Origin of the sequence: Pelagicoccus enzymogenes, assembly GCF_014803405.1 — a bacterium.
In the GTDB taxonomy this organism is placed as follows: Bacteria; Verrucomicrobiota; Verrucomicrobiia; order Opitutales; family Opitutaceae; genus Pelagicoccus; species Pelagicoccus enzymogenes.
Genome location: NZ_JACYFG010000007.1, coordinates 145,913 through 162,901 on the forward strand (window position 1 = coordinate 145,913; position 16,989 = coordinate 162,901).

General features: G+C 57.2%; 18 protein-coding genes. 5 read left to right on the top strand and 13 right to left on the bottom strand.

Annotated features, from left to right (window positions below; genetic code table 11):
- Positions 1–8: 8 nt before the first annotated feature.
- Both IEN85_RS06580 and IEN85_RS06585 read right to left on the bottom strand, forming a co-directional pair.
- Positions 9–407: a cupin domain-containing protein gene (locus IEN85_RS06580; RefSeq protein WP_191616289.1), complete on the bottom strand. Its 399-nt coding sequence runs from the start codon at positions 405–407 to the stop codon at positions 9–11.
- 43 nt (positions 408–450) lie between these two features.
- Complete coding sequence (locus tag IEN85_RS06585; RefSeq protein WP_191616290.1) at positions 451–984, bottom strand: hypothetical protein; 534 nt, start codon at positions 982–984, stop codon at positions 451–453.
- A gap of 164 nt (positions 985–1,148) precedes the next feature.
- Between IEN85_RS06585 and IEN85_RS06590 the strand changes: the two genes are divergently transcribed.
- Complete coding sequence (locus tag IEN85_RS06590; RefSeq protein WP_191616291.1) at positions 1,149–1,622, top strand: helix-hairpin-helix domain-containing protein; 474 nt, start codon at positions 1,149–1,151, stop codon at positions 1,620–1,622.
- A 61-nt stretch (positions 1,623–1,683) separates the two neighbouring features.
- Here the strand turns inward: IEN85_RS06590 and IEN85_RS06595 are convergent, their stop codons facing one another.
- The 9 genes from IEN85_RS06595 to IEN85_RS06635 form a co-directional block, all read right to left on the bottom strand.
- Positions 1,684–1,947, bottom strand: a complete 264-nt coding sequence (locus tag IEN85_RS06595) for a DUF1841 family protein (RefSeq protein ID WP_191616292.1) — start codon at positions 1,945–1,947, stop codon at positions 1,684–1,686.
- 55 nt (positions 1,948–2,002) lie between these two features.
- Entirely contained in the window at positions 2,003–2,443 is a 441-nt protein-coding gene (locus IEN85_RS06600; protein WP_191616293.1) for a DUF1801 domain-containing protein, read from the bottom strand.
- 96 nt (positions 2,444–2,539) lie between these two features.
- Complete coding sequence (locus IEN85_RS06605; RefSeq protein ID WP_191616294.1) at positions 2,540–3,103, bottom strand: hypothetical protein; 564 nt, start codon at positions 3,101–3,103, stop codon at positions 2,540–2,542.
- Positions 3,058–3,897, bottom strand: coding sequence for a hypothetical protein (locus IEN85_RS06610; protein WP_191616295.1), 840 nt, complete (start codon positions 3,895–3,897; stop codon positions 3,058–3,060). Before IEN85_RS06610 ends, IEN85_RS06605 begins: the two co-directional genes overlap by 46 nt.
- Positions 3,898–4,404: 507 nt before the next feature.
- Positions 4,405–5,766, bottom strand: coding sequence for an HlyD family type I secretion periplasmic adaptor subunit (locus tag IEN85_RS06615; protein ID WP_191616296.1), 1,362 nt, complete (start codon positions 5,764–5,766; stop codon positions 4,405–4,407).
- A gap of 11 nt (positions 5,767–5,777) precedes the next feature.
- Entirely contained in the window at positions 5,778–8,012 is a 2,235-nt protein-coding gene (locus IEN85_RS06620; RefSeq protein WP_191616297.1) for a type I secretion system permease/ATPase, read from the bottom strand.
- Entirely contained in the window at positions 8,012–8,887 is an 876-nt protein-coding gene (locus tag IEN85_RS06625; protein ID WP_191616298.1) for a PAS domain-containing response regulator, read from the bottom strand. The genes IEN85_RS06620 and IEN85_RS06625 overlap by 1 nt, the downstream gene beginning before the upstream one ends.
- A gap of 31 nt (positions 8,888–8,918) precedes the next feature.
- Positions 8,919–10,232: a TolC family protein gene (locus IEN85_RS06630; RefSeq protein ID WP_191616299.1), complete on the bottom strand. Its 1,314-nt coding sequence runs from the start codon at positions 10,230–10,232 to the stop codon at positions 8,919–8,921.
- A gap of 328 nt (positions 10,233–10,560) precedes the next feature.
- On the bottom strand, positions 10,561–11,550 hold the full coding sequence (locus IEN85_RS06635; RefSeq protein ID WP_191616300.1) for a 3'(2'),5'-bisphosphate nucleotidase: 990 nt from the start codon (positions 11,548–11,550) through the stop codon (positions 10,561–10,563).
- A gap of 79 nt (positions 11,551–11,629) precedes the next feature.
- Between IEN85_RS06635 and IEN85_RS06640 the strand changes: the two genes are divergently transcribed.
- A complete protein-coding gene (locus IEN85_RS06640) occupies positions 11,630–12,484 on the top strand; it encodes a hypothetical protein (protein ID WP_318186588.1) in 855 nt (284 codons plus the stop codon).
- A gap of 162 nt (positions 12,485–12,646) precedes the next feature.
- Here IEN85_RS06640 and IEN85_RS06645 read toward each other — a convergent pair whose 3' ends face one another.
- Positions 12,647–13,123: a peptidylprolyl isomerase gene (locus tag IEN85_RS06645; protein ID WP_191616301.1), complete on the bottom strand. Its 477-nt coding sequence runs from the start codon at positions 13,121–13,123 to the stop codon at positions 12,647–12,649.
- 114 nt (positions 13,124–13,237) lie between these two features.
- Positions 13,238–13,912: a hypothetical protein gene (locus IEN85_RS06650; RefSeq protein ID WP_191616302.1), complete on the bottom strand. Its 675-nt coding sequence runs from the start codon at positions 13,910–13,912 to the stop codon at positions 13,238–13,240.
- Positions 13,913–14,172: 260 nt separating this feature from the next.
- On the opposite strand from IEN85_RS06650, the gene IEN85_RS06655 reads away from it, so the two are divergent.
- From IEN85_RS06655 to IEN85_RS06665, 3 genes are read left to right on the top strand one after another with little or no spacing between them, the layout of a single operon-like run.
- On the top strand, positions 14,173–15,657 hold the full coding sequence (locus IEN85_RS06655; protein ID WP_191616303.1) for a phytoene desaturase family protein: 1,485 nt from the start codon (positions 14,173–14,175) through the stop codon (positions 15,655–15,657).
- Between the two features lie 48 nt (positions 15,658–15,705).
- A complete protein-coding gene (locus IEN85_RS06660) occupies positions 15,706–16,152 on the top strand; it encodes a 3-hydroxyacyl-ACP dehydratase FabZ family protein (protein WP_191616304.1) in 447 nt (148 codons plus the stop codon).
- Between the two features lie 6 nt (positions 16,153–16,158).
- On the top strand, positions 16,159–16,974 hold the full coding sequence (locus IEN85_RS06665) for an enoyl-ACP reductase FabI (RefSeq protein ID WP_191616305.1): 816 nt from the start codon (positions 16,159–16,161) through the stop codon (positions 16,972–16,974).
- The last annotated feature ends 15 nt before the right edge of the window (positions 16,975–16,989 follow it).

The following is a 16,989-nucleotide window of genomic DNA, read 5'->3' on the forward strand; positions in this document are numbered from 1 at the left end:
CTCCGTGTTCAGGCTCCCTTGCTTTCAAAACCGCTTGGGGTTTCGTCCGTAAAGTAGACGTCCTTGTTTGGACGGGATCCCGGAGAGTGGATGTCGAGCAGGGTGAGACCGTCCTCCCCAGTTGAAAAGCGATGTCGGGTTCCGGGCGGCAAGCGAATAAAGTCGCCGGCGGCCAAGCGGTATTCCTTGCCGTCAAGAGTGGCGACGCCTGAGCCGGCAATTACGTAATAGCATTCCTCGGCCCGCTTGTGGTAGCTCTCGTTGGTCACTTGATGAGCTTCGATACGGACTCGGTAAGCGGTCAGGTTTCCCTCTTGCTCGAGAGGGATTAGCGATTCGATCTTGTAGGGGCCGAGGCTGGCTTCGTGAGTATGGGAGGGATCCGGTTTTTGATGGAGGATGTCCATGGGTGAGGCGCTTGGAAGCGTGTTTTGCGAGGAGGGAAGGCGATCAGAAGTTCAAGTTCGACAATACCGTTAGGAAGATGGCGATGCCGATTCCTCCAAGGATCGCGATGCCCACTGGCGTAGCAAAGAACCAGTGGAAGCCAGCCTGTAAGCTGAAGCTGGACTGAATGCTGAATTCGTAGTTGCTACCTTGATACTTGCTATCTTCGAGAGGTCCTTGCTCGAGGGTATCGCTTTCTAGTTTGTCATGGTCGAGGAGAAGCACCTCCTGGATGGTGCGAGTCGGGTAGCTGTCGCTAGGGAAGAAAGTAAGGCCGTCGCCGATGGGGCGATTTGCATAGGTCCCAAGGTCGATCCAAGCGCTTTGCGAACGGACTTTTAGTTGGTAGTCCGCTGCTTCGTCGTTCTTGCCGACAATGAGTATGGTCCTATCCTTGTGTTCGGTCGCCCCGGGGCGAAGGGTGACCGTAACGGAGTCGAGTTGCTTGGAGTTGAGTAGTATGCCAGCGACCGCCCAGCCTAGGAAGGCGATGACGCAGGCGTTTATCAGCTTTTTGCTTCTTGCTTCAAGTTTCATGGGGTTGGTTGGAGTCCTTGCTTAGCAGAGATCGTCTATTTGCGGAGAGCTGTCGAGCTTTGAGCTATGCCAGCTCTTGCCTGCGGCTCTTGTTGACTAATAACTTAGAGAGCTTTTTATTACGCGTGTCGGACGATTTTAAAGACTGTAGCTGTACGATTATTATGAATACTCAATTGACGCAAATCACAGGTGTCGGCCCCCAATTGGCGGAGGCTTTGGCGGAGAATGGATTTTCCAGCATCGAAAAAGTGGCCTCCGCGGATGCTGCGGCACTGTGCGTGGTGTCGGGCGTGGGGCCTGCTCGGGCCGCTCGCTTGATCGAAGCCGCCAAAGCGCTCGCTCCCGCCGCTCCAAAGGTGAAGAAGGTCGCGGCGAAAAAGCGAACGGCAGCGGTCGAAGCCCCCATTTCAGAAGAAACTCCCAAGAAGGGAAAGACTAAGAAGTCGAAGAAGGGGAAGTCCGGCAAGAAAGCCAAGTCCGGCAAAAAGGCGAAAGCCGAGAAGAAGTCCAAGGGCGGTGACAAGCGCAAGGGCAAGAAGCCGAAAGACTCCGGCAAGGCTAAAGGCAAGAAGTCCGGGAAGAAGGATTCCGGCAAGGCGAAGAAGGGTAAGAAGAAAAAGAAGTCTAAGTCTTAGCAGATCTCCTGCATCGCGGCTAGGGGGGCGGTGTCCGACTTGGCGGGGCAGATCGATCGACTCACGCTTCGTCCATCCAGCTGGTGTCCGGGAGCTGCGCCAGTCGATCGATATATTGGGCTTCGTTGAACGCGCGCCCCTGCACGCTGATTTCCCACATTTCCGCAGCCAGCACCGAGCCGAGCAATTCCAAGACCTCCTGCTCGTCGTGGCCGCTATCTAGGAGCCTCTTGTAGTGCTCGCCCACATACGGCGACTCGGGCGAGGATATCTGCTCCCTCACGGCCTCCAGGATTGCGGCTTTGGCTCTTGGATTTTCTTCCATGGTTAGGTGGTTTGGATAGCTGCTCAGTTGTAATGGTATGCTAGCAGTCGAACCACTAGCGGAGTGAGGCCACTTGACGCCCTAGCAGCGGCAGTTTTTTTATGCGGTGGTAGGTGAAGGCCATTTCGATGCATTGTCTAAGCTCTTTGTCTGGAACGATTGCGTCCTTCTCGAAGAGGATCGCGCGCTTGCCTTCGAAGGACAAGCGGTGAGGGAACAATTCGCGGAAGGTTTCCACTAGCTTCGTCTGGCAGTGGAAGTAGAGTCCGTAGCGGTCCGGACGATTCGCTTTCCATCCGATCCGTATGGGACTGCCCGCTATCGTGCAGTAGCTCGGTTCGCCCCATTTTAAGGATTCCTCGACGCCACCGATCGGTTCGATTCTTCTCCCAACCTCCAGAACCAGCTCGCGCAGCTCAAGAACCTTGCCGCGAATGTTAGGCGGCAGCGATGAGAAGTACTCGCGGGTCGCTGGGGAGGGTGGTCTCTGGGACATGGGAATGAGGAGTCAGGATCGATTGCGCGTTCGAACGACTTTCGTTTGGTGCTACAGGTTCAGGCTAGCGGAGCGGGCCTGAGTTGCGTGAGTTACCTAATTCGATCTATTTGTTTTTTGGATACCGGATATCTTCTTCATCAGTGAGATCCATTCTTTGATCTTCTTCGGTGTTTCATCTTTAGGGACCGAGTAAGTCGTACCTGAATCGCCTTCACCTCCATAATCGTTCCTCAGGATAATAGCGTAATTCTTCTCGAAATCTGGTGGGATATTTGACTCGTAGGCTGAGATGTCCATCCCGAGAAGTTTGTATCTGAGTAGGCTAAACTCTTCTTCTGTTAGCTTAATCGGAGGCTCGCCATGCCCAATGCCGACGTGCATGTAGTAGTCGTCGATTTGTTCTGTAACCATCAAGAAAATTGTTTCTTCGCCTTGTTGCTCTATAAGCGAGAAGGCGATTCTTTTGCTCGCATCAACATGTGGAACCAATGTGAGTGTTAGAATGGTAGAGATAGCAATTAGATGATTCTTCACTTCTTTTCTCAGGACGCCGATATAGGTCAGGCAGCGAGCGCTTGCGCTTGTTGCCTGAAGCGACTGTTCTGCTTGTTTTAGTACTTTTCCAGTAGAGCCAATCGTCTGTTTATATCCATCCATGCTTTGTTTTTCAGTGCATAAAAGTTAGCGTCGTAAAATGCCGAATCAACCGAACTCTCGTAGTATCCATACAAACGCCCTGGCAGAAAATGGGGATTCGTGTGGAGCATGAAGTTACCGTATCTAGCCTGCCATTCACCTGAGCCATCTTTTCTTACGTAAAGGTCATCTATCGGAACCTGAAACATGATTACAGCCAGATCTGTCTGTGGGTAGTCAAATGCGAAGGATGGAATGCTATTTTCTGTGAATGCAACAGAGTCGTAACTCTCCAACTTGAGACTCGTGGATGTGATCTCGTTTACCTTGATCCAGTCGCTATCTCCCGGAGGAGGCTTTCGATACAGGTACGTGTAACCATAAAGCTTATACCCGTTCTCGTGCGCTATGAATGCCGAAATTAGCAACGCGGCCAATGCGCACCCCGAGCACCGCTCGACTGTCGAGTTAGCCCCTTTATTTTTCTGTAGAAGCAAAAATGCAGCGAAACCGAGGGGAGAAAGTAAAAATAAGCCAGACTGCCCTAAGAGTCCGAGAAAAGCTAAGCCAAAGCAGACGATGGGCATGAGAAGTAGCAAGTATGACAGCCAAATTGGTAGTTTCTTTTCCTTCGATCTCCTTATGAAGAGAATGGCATAGGGTACAAGGAGACCGACGAAAACGAGAAGATGTATGATCCCTGGCCAGTGTGACGAGGAGCTCACCAGTGGACCGCGAGTTGTTCGATAGAGCATGAGTAGAAAGCAAATGACCAGTGCACCTACGGTCAGATACAGCTTTGTTGCGACTTTCATTTTCTTTCGATAATGGTATTATTATGCGACAAATCTGTCGGGATGATTTCTGGGGTTGTGCGATGTGGGGTTCGGCGAAAATGCTTAGACTGGGGCCGTCTGTCAATGACTTAGGGGGAGTCGGTGTCGCCTCGGTACAGGGTAGCAGTACTGGCTTGTGCGATATGCGACACGGACTCTCGGGCTAGCCTTTACTTGAGCATCGCATGAACGGGATTGTCTGCCGCGCTTGCCGAAGGGGTGGGTCGGTCGGGTGCATGGGGCCGGTGGCCGAGCGGGAGCTACCTCATTGGCTGCTTCTTGGCTGCCTTGGGGCGGGCGCTCTTGGGGTGAAGAGAGAGGGCACCTGTCCCCATGGAGACGAGCTGGCTTTGCCGTGGCACAGTAAAGCTGCCCCCGGTTTTGTCGGATTGTGGCTTTGCGTGAAGGAGCTGGATCCGCGATTGCCGATGCGAGATCGCGGCGCAAGGCCGCTTCCTACAAAAAGGTTGCGTCTCTCCTTCGAGTTTAGCGCTCGGTGAGAGCGTTCATCTTGGCCCGTAGAAGGGGCTTGAAGATATAGTCGAGTACGGTCTTCTTGCCAGTGAGAATATCGACTTCGACCTGCATGCCGGGGATGATCTTGAACTCTTGCTGCGAGGTTTTTAGGGAGCGTTCTCCGGTGCGTACGCGGATGGTGTAGTAGCTGTCGCCCCGTTCGTCGGTGAAGCTGTCGGCGCTGATGTGCTCTACGGTGCCCTTGAGGCCTCCATAGATGGAAAAGTCGTAGGCGGTGAGCTTGACGGTGGCTTCTTGGCCGGGGTGGATGAAGCCGATGTCCTTGGGTAGGACGTTGGCTTCCACGATGAGGTCGCTCTCTTGGGGGACGATTTCCACGATGGGCTCGCCGGAACGGATGACGCCGCCGATGGTGTTGAAGTTGACCTTGTTGACCGTACCGTTGACGGGAGAGATGACGTCGGTTCGCCGTATTTTGTCTTCGTAGGCGAGCATGCCTTTCTCGATTTGCTCGAGCTTGGCTCGGGCTTCGTTCCGTTGGCTGAGAACTTCCTTTGTATAGTCGGATTGGATACGTCTGAGTTCGCTCTCGGTATCGTTCACGGCGGACTGGAGACGTAGGAGCTCGACCTGGGAAACGATGCCTTTCTCGGCAAGCGGCACGGTGATGGCGAGTTCTTGGCGTTTGAGTTCAAGGCTCTTGCTTAGGTGGGCGACGGAACCGGCCAGGTTTTCCCGGCGGCTTAGGAAAAGGCTGCGCTCGCTCTCGGCCAGGTCGGGACGGTTTTCCTCGATATATGCTGGGAAGTCGATGGTTTCGCGTGCCTGAGCTTCGGCTTCCAAGCGAGCGATGCTGGCCATGAGATTGTCTCGCTGGGCGGCGCTTTCGCTACGGGCTGCGGAGAAGGCGGTGCTGTCGATGCGGAGCAGGCTCTGGCCTTTTTCTACGGTATCGCCGGCGGCGACCTTGAGTTCGGCGAGGATGCCGCCTTCGAGGCTTTGCACGACCTGTAGGAAGTCGGTGGGTACGACCTTGCCTTGTCCGCGGGTGACTTCGTTCACTTGAGAGGTGCTGGCCCAGTAGACGAAGGCGCTTATGATACCGACGATGGTAAAGAGGAGCAGGCTGGCGAGCGGGCTACGGTTTTCGAGGAAGGCCGCTTTGGTGTCGGCCACGAAATCGAGGTCGCCCTTCTTTGGCTTCACGGGACTTTCCTTTTTGGTCTCCGCAGGCGGGGGGGGCGTGGCATCTGCAGCTTGGGGCTCTGGAGTGGGCTCGGCTTTCGGATCTGCCGCGTCTGCGGGAGTCGTCGCTTTTGCGCTCTCGGCCTTGGGCGTGGGGCGAGTATCGGTTGATTCTGGCGTGTTCATGGGATCGGGCATTAGTTTCTTCCGGCTCCGCCTGAGAGTTGACGCATGACTTCGGCCTTCGGTCCGTTGGCGGCGACGCGTCCTTGGTCCATCACGATGATGCGGTCGGCCAGCTTGAGCATGGAAGGCTTGTGGGTTGAGAGGACGAGGGTGCGGCCTCCATCGTTGCCGTAGGAGTCCATGGCGGCGATGAACTCGCGTTCCGCATTGGCGTCCATGGCGCTGGTGGGCTCGTCCATCACCAGTACGGGTGGCTTCGCGATGATGGCGCGGGCAATGTTGATGGCTTGGCGTTGGCCGCCGGATAGGCGTTCGCCGCGTTCGCCGATCTGCATGTCGTAGCCCATGGGGTGGCGGGAAGCGTAGCGCTCGACGCCGGAGAGCTTGGATGCGGTGAGGAGGTCCTCCTCGTCGGCCCAAGGGGCGCCCATGAGAATGTTTTCCTTGAGGGAGCCGAAGAAGAGGTTGTTGTCCTGGGCGATGTAGCCGAGGCGGCGTCGCAGCTCAGCGGGGTCGAGCTGGCGGATGTCGGTACCGTTGACCAGGATCATTCCGGAGGTCGGCTGGTAGAAGCCGAGGATGAGGCGCAGCAAGGTGCTCTTGCCGGAACCCACCCGACCGAGGATGGCAACCTTTTCTCCCGGCTCGATCGTGAAGCTGGCGTTCTTGACGGCGGGTTCAGCGTCTTCGGAGTAGGAGAAGCTGACTTCCTTGAATTCGATGCTTGGGCGGAAATCGTTTTTGCGAACGTAGTTGCGGCCGGCTTCGCGCTCTTGCGGCAGGGCGATGATTTCGTTCAGTCCCTTGAGGGAAACGAGCGACTGCTGCATGCGAGAGAGCAAGGCGGCGACTTGACCGATAGGGCCCATGGCCCGTCCGCTGAGGATGGTGCAGGCAATGAGGGCTCCCATGCTCATCTCGCCTTCTCGTATCCGGTAAACGGATGCGACCACGATGACTACGGAAACCATCTGGGTTACGAGAACGGTGAAGTTCGTTGCGGTGGCCGAGATGCGGCGGGAGGCGACTTCGCTCTTGGCGGAGCTGCCGAGGAAATTTTCCATTCGGCGCTGGAAGATGCCCGCTGCGGAGAGTCCTCGGATGGCTTCGAAACCACCGATGGCCTCCACGAGCAGGGCATGCTTCTGCGCCGAGGAACCCTGGGCTACTTCGGCAGCTCGTCTGAGCGGTATGTGCAGGATCGCTCCGATTGCCAAAATAAGCAGGATGCCGGCGGCTGGTATGAAGGCGACCCAGCCTGCCATGAAATACATGAAACCGATGAAGAGCACGACAAATGGCAGGTCGATGAGCGTGGCCATCGTCGCGGAAGTGAAGAACTCGCGCAGGCTTTCGTAGCCTTTTACTTGGTTGGCGAAGCTGCCGGCGGAAGCGGGCTTGTGCTCCATCTTGATACCGAGCACCCGCTGGAAGATGAAGCTGGAGAGCAATACGTCGGCATTTTTGCCGGCCTTGTCTATGAGGGAGCTGCGCAGGATCTTAAGCAGGAAGTCGAAGCCGTAGACCAGGGTGACGCCGCTGGCGAGGACCCAGAGGGTGTCGATGGCGTTGTTGGGAATGACGCGATCGTAGACGTTCATGACGAACATCGATCCGGCGACGGCGAAGAGGTTGATGAAGACGGCGGCTAGGAGCACGCTTTGGTAGACGCGGCGGTATTTCCAGAGAGTGCCCCAGAACCAGTTCTTGGATTTGACGGCGCTTTCCGACTCGTCGGCGCGGGCGTCGAAGGCGAACTCCGGCTTTACGAAGATGGAGGTACCGATGTATTCGGATTCCAACTTCGACTTTTCCAGCGTCACTTGGCCGGATCCGGTTTCGGGCAAGACGACGGAGAAGGCGTCTTTCTGGCGGCCGACGAGTACGGCGCAGCGGTTGTCCTTGAGCAGGAGGACGCAGGGGAAGACAAGTTGGGGAATTTCCGCGAGCTGGCGCTTAACGAGGCGGGCAGAGAAGTTGGCGCTTTCAGCGGCGCGGATAAAGAGGCGAGGGGTGAGCCGGTTGTCGACGAGGGGCAGCCCTGCGGTAAGCACATCCCCGGAAAGCTGGCGATCGTGCATCTTGCCGATGACGATAAGGCAGTCGAGTAATGGATCGTCGAATACGCGTGGCTCGACGGCCGGCGGAGGCGCCTTAGCCTCTGGCTTTGCGGCGTCGAATCGCGGCTTGGGTGACGGCTTGCGAACCGAAGGCGCGAGCCTCGTGTTCTTTTTGTCGGAGATCATTAGAGATTGCTGGTCAGGTCGATTAGGGATTCGTGGAGTTGCTCCATCTCGCGGAGTTTGCGCTCCATCTCTCTTTGCTCGGTCACGTCTTCGATGGTTCCCTCGAGGTAAACGCTGTCGCTGTTTTCATCTTCGATCGCCCAGACGTTGATAATGGCCTCCATGACGGTGCCGTCCTGCCGGTGGAAGAGGGCTTCGAAGCGGCCTCCTTGCTCGGCTTGGTCGGCGAGGTCTACGGTGGCTGCCTGATGGGTTTGGTGGTCGTAGACTTCAGGAACGAGCGTCTCACGCACGCTGATACAGTCTTGGCGGGATTCGAAACCAAGGGCGCTGGCGAGGAAGTTGTTTACGTCGAGAAGGTTGCTGTTCGCGTCGCAGCGGAAGATGCCGATGGCGGCGTTTTCGAAGAAGCCGCGGTACTGGGCCTCGCTCTCGCGCAGCTTGCTTTCGAGCTGAGTCTTTTCGCGGCGGTTGGCTGCGTCTTTGAGGTGGGACTCGATGGCGGGCAGCAAGCGGGCCGTGTTGCCCTTCATGATGTAGTCCTGAGCGCCCATCTTCATGAGGTCCACGGCGCTTTCCTCCCCAATCTTTCCGGATACCAGAATGAAAGGGATGTCGAGATCGTAGGCTTGGAAGAGCTGCAGGGCCTGCATGCCGTCAAACTCGGGCATTTGGTAGTCGGAAATGACGATGTCCCACTCGTACTCGTCGAGTTGGTGCTTCATGTCCTCCCGGGTTTCCACTCGTTGGCTGGTAACCTCGTATCCGTTCTTCTTGAGAAGATTGGCGGTGAACTTGGCCTCGATCTTGGAGTCCTCTACGATAAGTACGCGTAGTTTACCTTTGGATACTTTATTCTCTGTGTTGGCGCCCATTCTGTTGGATTCTCTGTTTTTTGGGTGAGGTTTATTTAATAGAGGCTGTGAGTTCTCCCATAGCGGAGAGGAGTCGGTAGGCGGCTTGCAAGCGGTTGAGGCGTTCCTCTTCGACGGATGCTCGGGCGGAAGAAAGTTCGTTCTCCACGTCGAGCAGGTTGATGAGCGGGCGCTTGCCGAGCTCGAACTGTTCGTGGTAGGCGGAGACGACCGACTCCATCGCATCGCGGTGCGTCTCCAGAAGGTAGATACGTTCGTTGGTGGATGTGAGCTCGTTCCAAGCATTGGCGAAAGCGGTTTCCGCTTCGATGAGGCTGTCTTGCAGCTTGAAGTCCGCTTCGCTGATTTGGGAATTGGCTCGATTGATTTCAGCCCGTCGCCGTCCACCATCGAAGATATTGTAGGACAAGGTTACGAGAGCCATGGCGTCCTCTTGCAGCTTCTCGTAACGGTCTGACTCGGCGGCGTCGCCCTCGACCACGAAATTCAGTTTAGGGCGGAAGGCGCTCTCCGCGACCTTGCGGCGAGAGTAAGTGGCCTGCAGCTCGGAGTGCGCGGTACGCACGCTGGGGTTGGCTCGGAAGGAAACTTCGTCGATGGACTCGGGAAGGGCCCACTCTGGGAACGCGGGCTCTTGCAGTCGGTCGGGATAGGTTCCGGTAAGCTTTAAGAAGGTGTTGTTGGCGATCTTCAGTTGGCGATTGCGCGCTTCCAGGCTAGCCTTCGCCATGGCGAGACGGGCGTTGACCAAGATGACGTCGGCCTTGGGACCCGCCCCGGCTTCGAACTTTTCCCGTATCTTTTCCAGCGCGTCTTCGTGGAGGTAAACGCTTTGCTCCGCGAGGTTTACCAAGCGGGTGTACTTGATGACGTTGACGTAGGTCAGGGTGAGTTCCAGAGCCAGGTCCTCGCGCACCTTGCGTAGCGATTCCTCGCTGGTACGCAGATTGGCTTGGGCCTCGCTGATGCGATGGCGGGTGTTGCCGCCGTCGAAAAGCAATTGCTTGCCTTGCAGGGAGGCGTTGCCAGTTTCGCCATAGACTTGGAAGCCCTTGTCGTTGCCGAAGCGCTCTTCTCCGCCGCGCATGCTGAGCGACAATTGGGGACGCCGGGCAGCCCGTTCTCCGTCGAGCTTGTTTTGCTCGATAAGCACGCGCGACTCCAAGACGCGGATTTTTGGGTAGCGGGCCAAAGTCGCGTCGAGGGCCTCACTCAAGGTTTGAGCCTGGCTCGCGCTGGCTCCAGCGAACGAGACGAAGGCAATCAGACTGAGCAAGCTCAGTCGGAGCTTACTCGCAGGGCGCACGCGGGAGCGCGAAAGGTAGTTTCGTTTTCGATCTTTCATAGTGCGAGCTTTCTAGGTTCGGCACTCTATGATCGTTCGGTTTTGGTGAAACTTGAGCTTGCTTTGCTCGAGAGGTATAAAACCCAGAGCTCATGGGGAGGATTACCCAGGCAGGCCGCTGCGCGAAATAAACACAAGGTTGTGTAATCTTTGTGCGGCGACTGGGCGAGTGGCCTTGCGGGGGGCTGTTTCCGGGGGGGGGGCTTCGGGGCAGGGGCGGCGTTAGGCCGTGGACGGCTAAATGTGGCTGTCGAGTCTCGAGGATTTATCTCGCAAAAAAAAGCTCCCAGGGGTGGGAGCTTTGATCGTTATCGCCTTAAAGGGCGCTCTATTCTGCTGAGGCGACGACCGCTTTTACCACACTTTCAAAAACGGCGGGCGAGGTGGCGACGATGCCTTTGTTGTTCTTGAGGGTGCGGCCGAGGGAGAAGTCGAGTGGTTGGCCGAAGGTGTCGGCGATTTTTCCGCCCGCTTCCAAAAGCACGATGTAGCCGGCTGCGTGATCCCAGATCTTTTCTTCGTAGCCGGGGCGGGTGGGAAGGCGGAGGTAGACGGAGGCTTGGCCGCGGGAGACGGCCGCGTACTTGCACTGGCTGTCCATGCGGAAAGGCTCGACGGCGGTTCCGAGGGCTTCGGTGATGCTTGCCGAGCGGCCATGGGCGGTGTGACCGGATTCCACGGATTCGCAGAAAACGGCTTGGGCGGGATCGGTTACGGAGTCGGTGGAGATCGATGTCGCAGCGGAGAGGTCGCTGAGTGGCGCTTGGAAGGCGCCTTGGCCCTTGACGGCAAAGAGCAGGCAACCCTTTTCGCCTTCCGGTTTGTTCGGATCTACGGGGAGGTTGGGGCAGCCGAGGACGCCCAGCAGGACTTCGCCGTTTTCGATGAGGGCGAGGGCGACGGCGTATTGTTCGCCTCGCAGGAAACCTTTGGTTCCGTCGATGGGGTCGAGGGTCCAGAAGCGTCCGCTGGAGCCGCCGGAGTGGCTGCCGCGGTCGATGGCAGCCAGCACCGAATCGGCGTCGAGCGAGGCATCGACCTTTTGGGCGTATTCTACGACGCGAGAAAAGAGCTCCGCGTTTTCCGCTTTGCGCAGGTCGCTGGAGTCTTCTTCACCTACGGCGGGGTCGCCCGGGAAAGCGGCGGCGAGGGTGGAGAGCACGAGAGCCTGGGCTCCGTAGTCGGCTACGGTGACGGGCGACTTGTCGGCTTTGTCGTGCTTCTCGGCGTCGACGAGTCCGCGTTGGGCGGCGGAGCAGAGTTGGGACGCTTTGCGGACGGCTTCTTGGGCAACGGCGAGTTCCTTTTCGAATGGCATGGCTTGCAAGATGGAAAGCTGGGGAGCTTCTGCAAGAAAGACTTAACATGGAGCGAAGAGCGCTCCTATATTTCGTCCCGTGTTAAAGACCATCGAACCCTGCCTCTTCTCTTTCGACTTGGAATGGATCCCCGATCCCTTGAGCGCGGAAATGCTCCACGGAGTAGATACGAGCGGCGCCCACGGGGCGGAAGAGGCGATGAAGCGGCTTTGGAAGGAAAGCGGGGCGACGGAGGAGAATCCGCAGCCGTATCTCAAGACGGTGCTCTGCCGCATCGTTTCGGTATCCGGCGTCTTGCGCGAAGTGGTGGCGGAAGAGGTGAAGCTCAAGCTGGTGACCTTGCCCGCGACGGCGGGCGACGACGAGAAGGCCAAGGAGCGTACTATCTTGAAGCAGCTGCTCAAGGCCATCGGCTCCCGCAAGCCGCAGCTTGTCGGCTACAATTCCCACAATGCGGACGTGCCGATCATCGTGCAGCGGGCCATCGTGCACGGGCTTTTCAGCCAAGGCATGGGCGAGCGTCCGAACAAGCCGTGGGAAGGGGTCGATTACTTCGCTACCAGCGGGGACCACAACGTGGACCTGGCTCCCATGGTGGGACGCTGGGGGCAGACTCCTCGCTTGCACGAGATCGCCACGCTTTCGGGGATTCCGGGCAAGGTGGACACGGAAGGCGGCTTCGTATCCGACTTATGGCTACAGGGTAAGCTGCAAGATATTTTGGACTACAACGAGTTTGACGCGATCACCACACATTTGCTGTGGGCGCGCATCGCCCACTTTGCCGGCTTGCTGAGTTCGGAGGCCTACGAGCGGGAGCAGGTTTTGGTGAGGGAGTTGCTCGACGACGAGATCGAGAAGGGGAAGAAGCACTTCATTCGCTACCTGGAGGAGTGGGACCGTTTGTTGGCTTTGACCAAGAAGCGGGATTGAGGTGGCTCTGTTGGAACCGGTCTTGTGTTGTCCGACTGAAAATTGATCCCACCGATGCGGGACGGCGCAAGCGCCGCGCCCTACGTTTTCGATTCGCGATAGCCACGAAAAAGCCCGCTCCTTTGTGGGAAGCGGGCTTTGCGTTGGAAAGTTTGATCGCGGCTAGGCGATGACGGTGGCCTTGACGATTTTTTGCTCTTCGAAGGGCTTGTCCATGCCGTCGCGCTCGACGGACTCGATGGCTTGCACCACGTCGTAGCCTTCTTCCACTTCGCCGAAGATGGTGTGGCGCATGTTGAGCCAGGGAGTCTTGGCGGTGGTGATGAAGAACTGGCTGCCGTTGGTACCGGGGCCAGCGTTGGCCATGGCGAGCAGGCCGGTCTTGTCGAAACGTACGTCAGGGGTGCATTCGTCTTCGAAGGTCTTGCCCCAGATGGACTTTCCGCCGCGGCCGGTGCCGGTCGGGTCGCCGCATTGTACCATGAATTCTGGGATGACGCGGTGGAAGATAATGCCGTCGTAGTAACCGTTCTCCACGTGGGTGGCGAAGTTTTCGCAGGCTTTGGGCGCTACGTCGGGATAAAGCTTCAGGGTGATCGTTCCCTGGTTGGTTTCTAATTTGATCTTGGTCTTAGCCATTTGCTTACGAATTGCGCGCGTTTTCGGATCCGCAAGCAGAAAAGCCGGTTCGCGCGGGAGCGAGGAAGCCGGAATTCTGGCGAGGTCCGCTACTTTCGGTGGCGAGGTCGGAGTCTAGCGCACGCCGTGACGTTGGAAGCTGTCGAGCAGGTTCTGGTAGAATTCCTTGGCCTTCAGGTAGTACTGGTAGTCGTTGGGCGGGTTGCTGGGATCGTCGAGGGCGCGCAGCTTGTTTTCCACCGTGCGGGCGTAGGAGTAGTCCGGCTGTTCCATGCGGTTGACGTAGTCGGGATCGCCGGGGTTGATGACGCGGGTGACGCGTCCGGCGGCGTCAGTCTCGAATTGCGGCAAAGGGAGAAAGGTGGCCATGGTCATGAGCATCTCGCCCTCTCCGAGGTCGGCGGTGGCCTCTTCCCAGGCGGCTTTCACGTTTTCAGGCGTGTTGCTGTTGGGAAAGCGGAAGGTGCGGGCTTCGCCGACTTCGTCGATCCCGTCGCGGTTCTCGTCGATGGTTTCGCCCTTGAGGCGAAGCAGGTTGTTGGCTCCTTCGCTAGAGATGCCGGTCAAGGTAGGGATAGTGTGGGCGAAGCGATGTTGTTCGCCGACGGTCTCCAGCTCGTCGCGGGAGAGGCTGCGCAGGTAATTGAGGGCGGAGCCGCGTTGCTCGTTGGACCAGTATTGATCGGCGATCTCCTCGAAGCTGCGGGCCGGGGCTTGAGCTTGGCTGGCGGCGCGTTGTGAGCTTGCCGTTGATTGGGTGGGGGTTCCGCTTGTCAGTGTTTGGATCATGTATGGTTTCTTAGGGTGGATTTTTTTGCCTGTTGAAGCGGTGCGAGAATTAGGATGGGCTGTTTAGCAACGGCTGCGCCAGATGGGTGTCTGAGCTGGGCTGAGGCGCTTCAGCGCGGGAGTTTTGGCCTCGAATTTTACGAGTGGCGCAGAGGGAGGTGGAAGAGAATCGAGCTCTGTGAGATTTATCTGAATTTTGGTAAAAAGGGGGCGATTTCTCGGTTGTATTTCGTGGGAGCGGGCCTATTCGTTGGCCGCTTATGGGCAAAAACTGGCTAGAAGGAGTAGAGGAGGAGTACGACGTGGTCGTAATCGGCAGCGGCCTGGGTGGACTGACCAGCGCCAACATCCTCGCCAAATGCGGACACAAGGTCCTTTTGCTGGAGCACCACTACCAATTCGGTGGCCTTGCCACTTGGTTCAAGCGTCCGGGCAAGCATATCTTCGACATTTCCCTGCACGGATTCCCGCACGGCATGGTCAAGTCCTGCCGCAAGTACTGGACCAAGGAAATTGCGGATTCCATCCACCAGCTCAAGGACGTGCGCTTCATCAATCCGCAGTTCGACGTGTGGACCACTTTCGATCGTCAGGATTTCACCCGCATCTTGGTCGAGGACTTCAAGCTGGAACGCGAGCAGGTGGAAGGCTTCTACACGCACCTGCGCCAGATGAATTTCTACGACGACGACAAGCGCACCACCCGCGAGCTCTTCGAGGAGTTTTTCCCCGGCCGCAAGGACGTGCACCGCTTGTTGCTGGAGCCGATTGCCTATGCGAACGGCTCCACGCTCGACGAGCCGGCGATCACTTACGGGATCGTCTTTTCCAATTTCATGAGCAAGGGAGTCTTCACCTTCCAAGGTGGCACGGACGTGTTGATCGGCAAGATGGTGGAAGAGCTCGAGCGCAATGGCGCGACCCTCAAGAAGAACGTGTTGGTCCGCCAGATCTTGACGGAAGAGGTGGACGGCAAGCCGCAGGTGACCGGCGTGGTGATCGAAGGCCGTACCCGCGACTCCGAGCCGGACAACGTGATGACGGTTCGCAGCAAGGCGGTGGTTTCCAACGCCAACGTCGTGACCACCGTCAAGAAGATGGTGGGCGAGGAGAAGTTCTCCAAGGAGTATCTCGACGAGCTCAACGCGGTCCGTATCAACAGCAGCTCTTGCCAAGTCTACATGGGCATAAAGGAAGGCGAAACCATCCCGAACATCGGAGACTTGGTCTTTACCTCGGACGCTCCGGTCTTCAGCAGCGAGGAGCTGGTCGACTTGCATACTACCAGCCGCACCTTCTCGGTCTATTACCCGGAGACGCGTCCCGGAACCGGTCGCTATACCGTGGTGGCTTCCTTGAACGCCAAGATGGTGGACTGGGAAAACCTCAGCGACGAGGAGTACGAGCAGCACAAGGAGCGACTCATCGAGGAGTCGCTCGTATCGCTGGAGAAGTATATCCCTGGCGTTCGCGAAAAGATCGACCATCTGGAAGCGGCCACTCCCCGCACCATCAACCACTACACCCGCCACCCGGAGGGCACCTCTTTTGGAACCAAGTTCGAAGGGCTCAAGTCCTCCATGGAGCTGCCCGAGCAAGTTACTGGACTCTATCATGCCGGTTCGGTGGGCATCATCATGTCAGGCTGGCTCGGCTCTATGAACTACGGCGTGATCACTTCCAACAAGGTCGACAAGCAAATCGTGGCTATGAAGGCTGCGGCGACTGGCAAGCCTGTCGCTTAAATTTGAATACAACCCGAATTCCCGTAACGCACGAACCCGATACCCGCTATGGCCACTGAAGAAGTTCTCAACGCGATCCCGCACCGTCCTCCCTTTCTCTTCGTAGACGAAGTGGTGGAGGCTTCGGAAAATTCGCTTACCGCTCGTCGCCACGTACCGGATACGGAGTCGTTTTTCGAAGGGCATTACCCGAACAATCCGATCATGCCAGGCGTGATCATCTCGGAAGCCGTTTTTCAGACGGGCGCCATCTACATGAGTCGCTTGTTCGCGGACAAGATCAAGAACGATCCCAGTTTGGTTCCGGTGCTGTCGAAGATCGAAAATGCCCGCTTTAAAAGCATCGTGCGTCCTAACGACACCTTGCTCATTACGGTGAAGTACAAGGAAAGCGTAGGCGCCTTTTCCTTTCTCGACGGCAGCGTTCAGACCGAAGACGGCCGCAAGGTGATGACCGTTTCCTTCTGCGTAGCTCTCGCCAGCGCCAAAGCTTAATCGCCCATGGGATTTCTCAATCTAGAAGGAAAGAACATCCTCGTGATGGGGGTGGCCAACCGCAAGAGCGTGGCTTGGTTTATCGCCAAGACCTTGGAAGAGGAAGGGGCGAATGTCATTTTCAGCGTGCGCTCCGAAGCTCGCAAGGAAAGCACCGCCAAGTTGCTCAAGGACCGTCCGGTCTACGTTTGCGACGTGGAGAACAAGGATGAAATCGTGAAGCTCGCCGAGGAAGTGGGCCGCGATTTCGGCACGCTGCATGGCATCGTGCACTCCATCGCCTTCGCCAACTACAGCGAAGGCTTCAAGCCCTTCCACGAAACCAATCGGGAGGACTTCTTGCAGGCCACTGCAATTTCCGCCTTTTCGGTGGTCGAGGTTTCGAACGCCTTCAAGCCTTACCTCGACAACGACGCGTCGGTGGTGGCGATCAGCATTTCCTCTCTAACGATAACTGCGGAGAATTATGGATACATGTCGCCTGTGAAGGCGGCTTTGGAGTCTTCGATACGCTTCCTCGCCAAGTCCTTCAGCAAAGACACGAACGTACGCTTCAATACGGTGAACCCTGGCACGCTCAAGACGAGCGCCTCAGCGGGGATTCCTGGTTACGCGGAGAGCTACTTGTTTAGCGAAAAGCTGACCTTCCGTAAGCAAGCATTGAATACGCAAGAAGTTGCGAACGCAGCGGTCTTTCTGCTGAGCGATCGCTCGAGCGGCATCAACGGTTCGGGAATCACGCTCGACGCGGGCATGGGCATCAACTACTTCGACGCGGAAGTGATCAAGCTGGCCATGCGCCCGGAAGAGAAGGGGTCGTGATGGTTTTGCTCTTGC

Excerpts from the sequence above, each read along its gene's own strand:
- IEN85_RS06580 (WP_191616289.1), bottom strand. The coding sequence starts at position 407 with ATGGACATCCTCCATCAAAAACCGGATCCCTCCCATACTCACGAAGCC.
- IEN85_RS06585 (WP_191616290.1), bottom strand. The coding sequence starts at position 984 with ATGAAACTTGAAGCAAGAAGCAAAAAGCTGATAAACGCCTGCGTCATC.
- IEN85_RS06590 (WP_191616291.1), top strand. The coding sequence starts at position 1,149 with ATGAATACTCAATTGACGCAAATCACAGGTGTCGGCCCCCAATTGGCG.
- IEN85_RS06595 (WP_191616292.1), bottom strand. The coding sequence starts at position 1,947 with ATGGAAGAAAATCCAAGAGCCAAAGCCGCAATCCTGGAGGCCGTGAGG.
- IEN85_RS06600 (WP_191616293.1), bottom strand. The coding sequence starts at position 2,443 with ATGTCCCAGAGACCACCCTCCCCAGCGACCCGCGAGTACTTCTCATCG.
- IEN85_RS06605 (WP_191616294.1), bottom strand. The coding sequence starts at position 3,103 with ATGGATGGATATAAACAGACGATTGGCTCTACTGGAAAAGTACTAAAA.
- IEN85_RS06610 (WP_191616295.1), bottom strand. The coding sequence starts at position 3,897 with ATGAAAGTCGCAACAAAGCTGTATCTGACCGTAGGTGCACTGGTCATT.
- IEN85_RS06615 (WP_191616296.1), bottom strand. The coding sequence starts at position 5,766 with ATGAACACGCCAGAATCAACCGATACTCGCCCCACGCCCAAGGCCGAG.
- IEN85_RS06620 (WP_191616297.1), bottom strand. The coding sequence starts at position 8,012 with ATGATCTCCGACAAAAAGAACACGAGGCTCGCGCCTTCGGTTCGCAAG.
- IEN85_RS06625 (WP_191616298.1), bottom strand. The coding sequence starts at position 8,887 with ATGGGCGCCAACACAGAGAATAAAGTATCCAAAGGTAAACTACGCGTA.
- IEN85_RS06630 (WP_191616299.1), bottom strand. The coding sequence starts at position 10,232 with ATGAAAGATCGAAAACGAAACTACCTTTCGCGCTCCCGCGTGCGCCCT.
- IEN85_RS06635 (WP_191616300.1), bottom strand. The coding sequence starts at position 11,550 with ATGCCATTCGAAAAGGAACTCGCCGTTGCCCAAGAAGCCGTCCGCAAA.
- IEN85_RS06645 (WP_191616301.1), bottom strand. The coding sequence starts at position 13,123 with ATGGCTAAGACCAAGATCAAATTAGAAACCAACCAGGGAACGATCACC.
- IEN85_RS06650 (WP_191616302.1), bottom strand. The coding sequence starts at position 13,912 with ATGATCCAAACACTGACAAGCGGAACCCCCACCCAATCAACGGCAAGC.
- IEN85_RS06655 (WP_191616303.1), top strand. The coding sequence starts at position 14,173 with ATGGGCAAAAACTGGCTAGAAGGAGTAGAGGAGGAGTACGACGTGGTC.
- IEN85_RS06660 (WP_191616304.1), top strand. The coding sequence starts at position 15,706 with ATGGCCACTGAAGAAGTTCTCAACGCGATCCCGCACCGTCCTCCCTTT.
- IEN85_RS06665 (WP_191616305.1), top strand. The coding sequence starts at position 16,159 with ATGGGATTTCTCAATCTAGAAGGAAAGAACATCCTCGTGATGGGGGTG.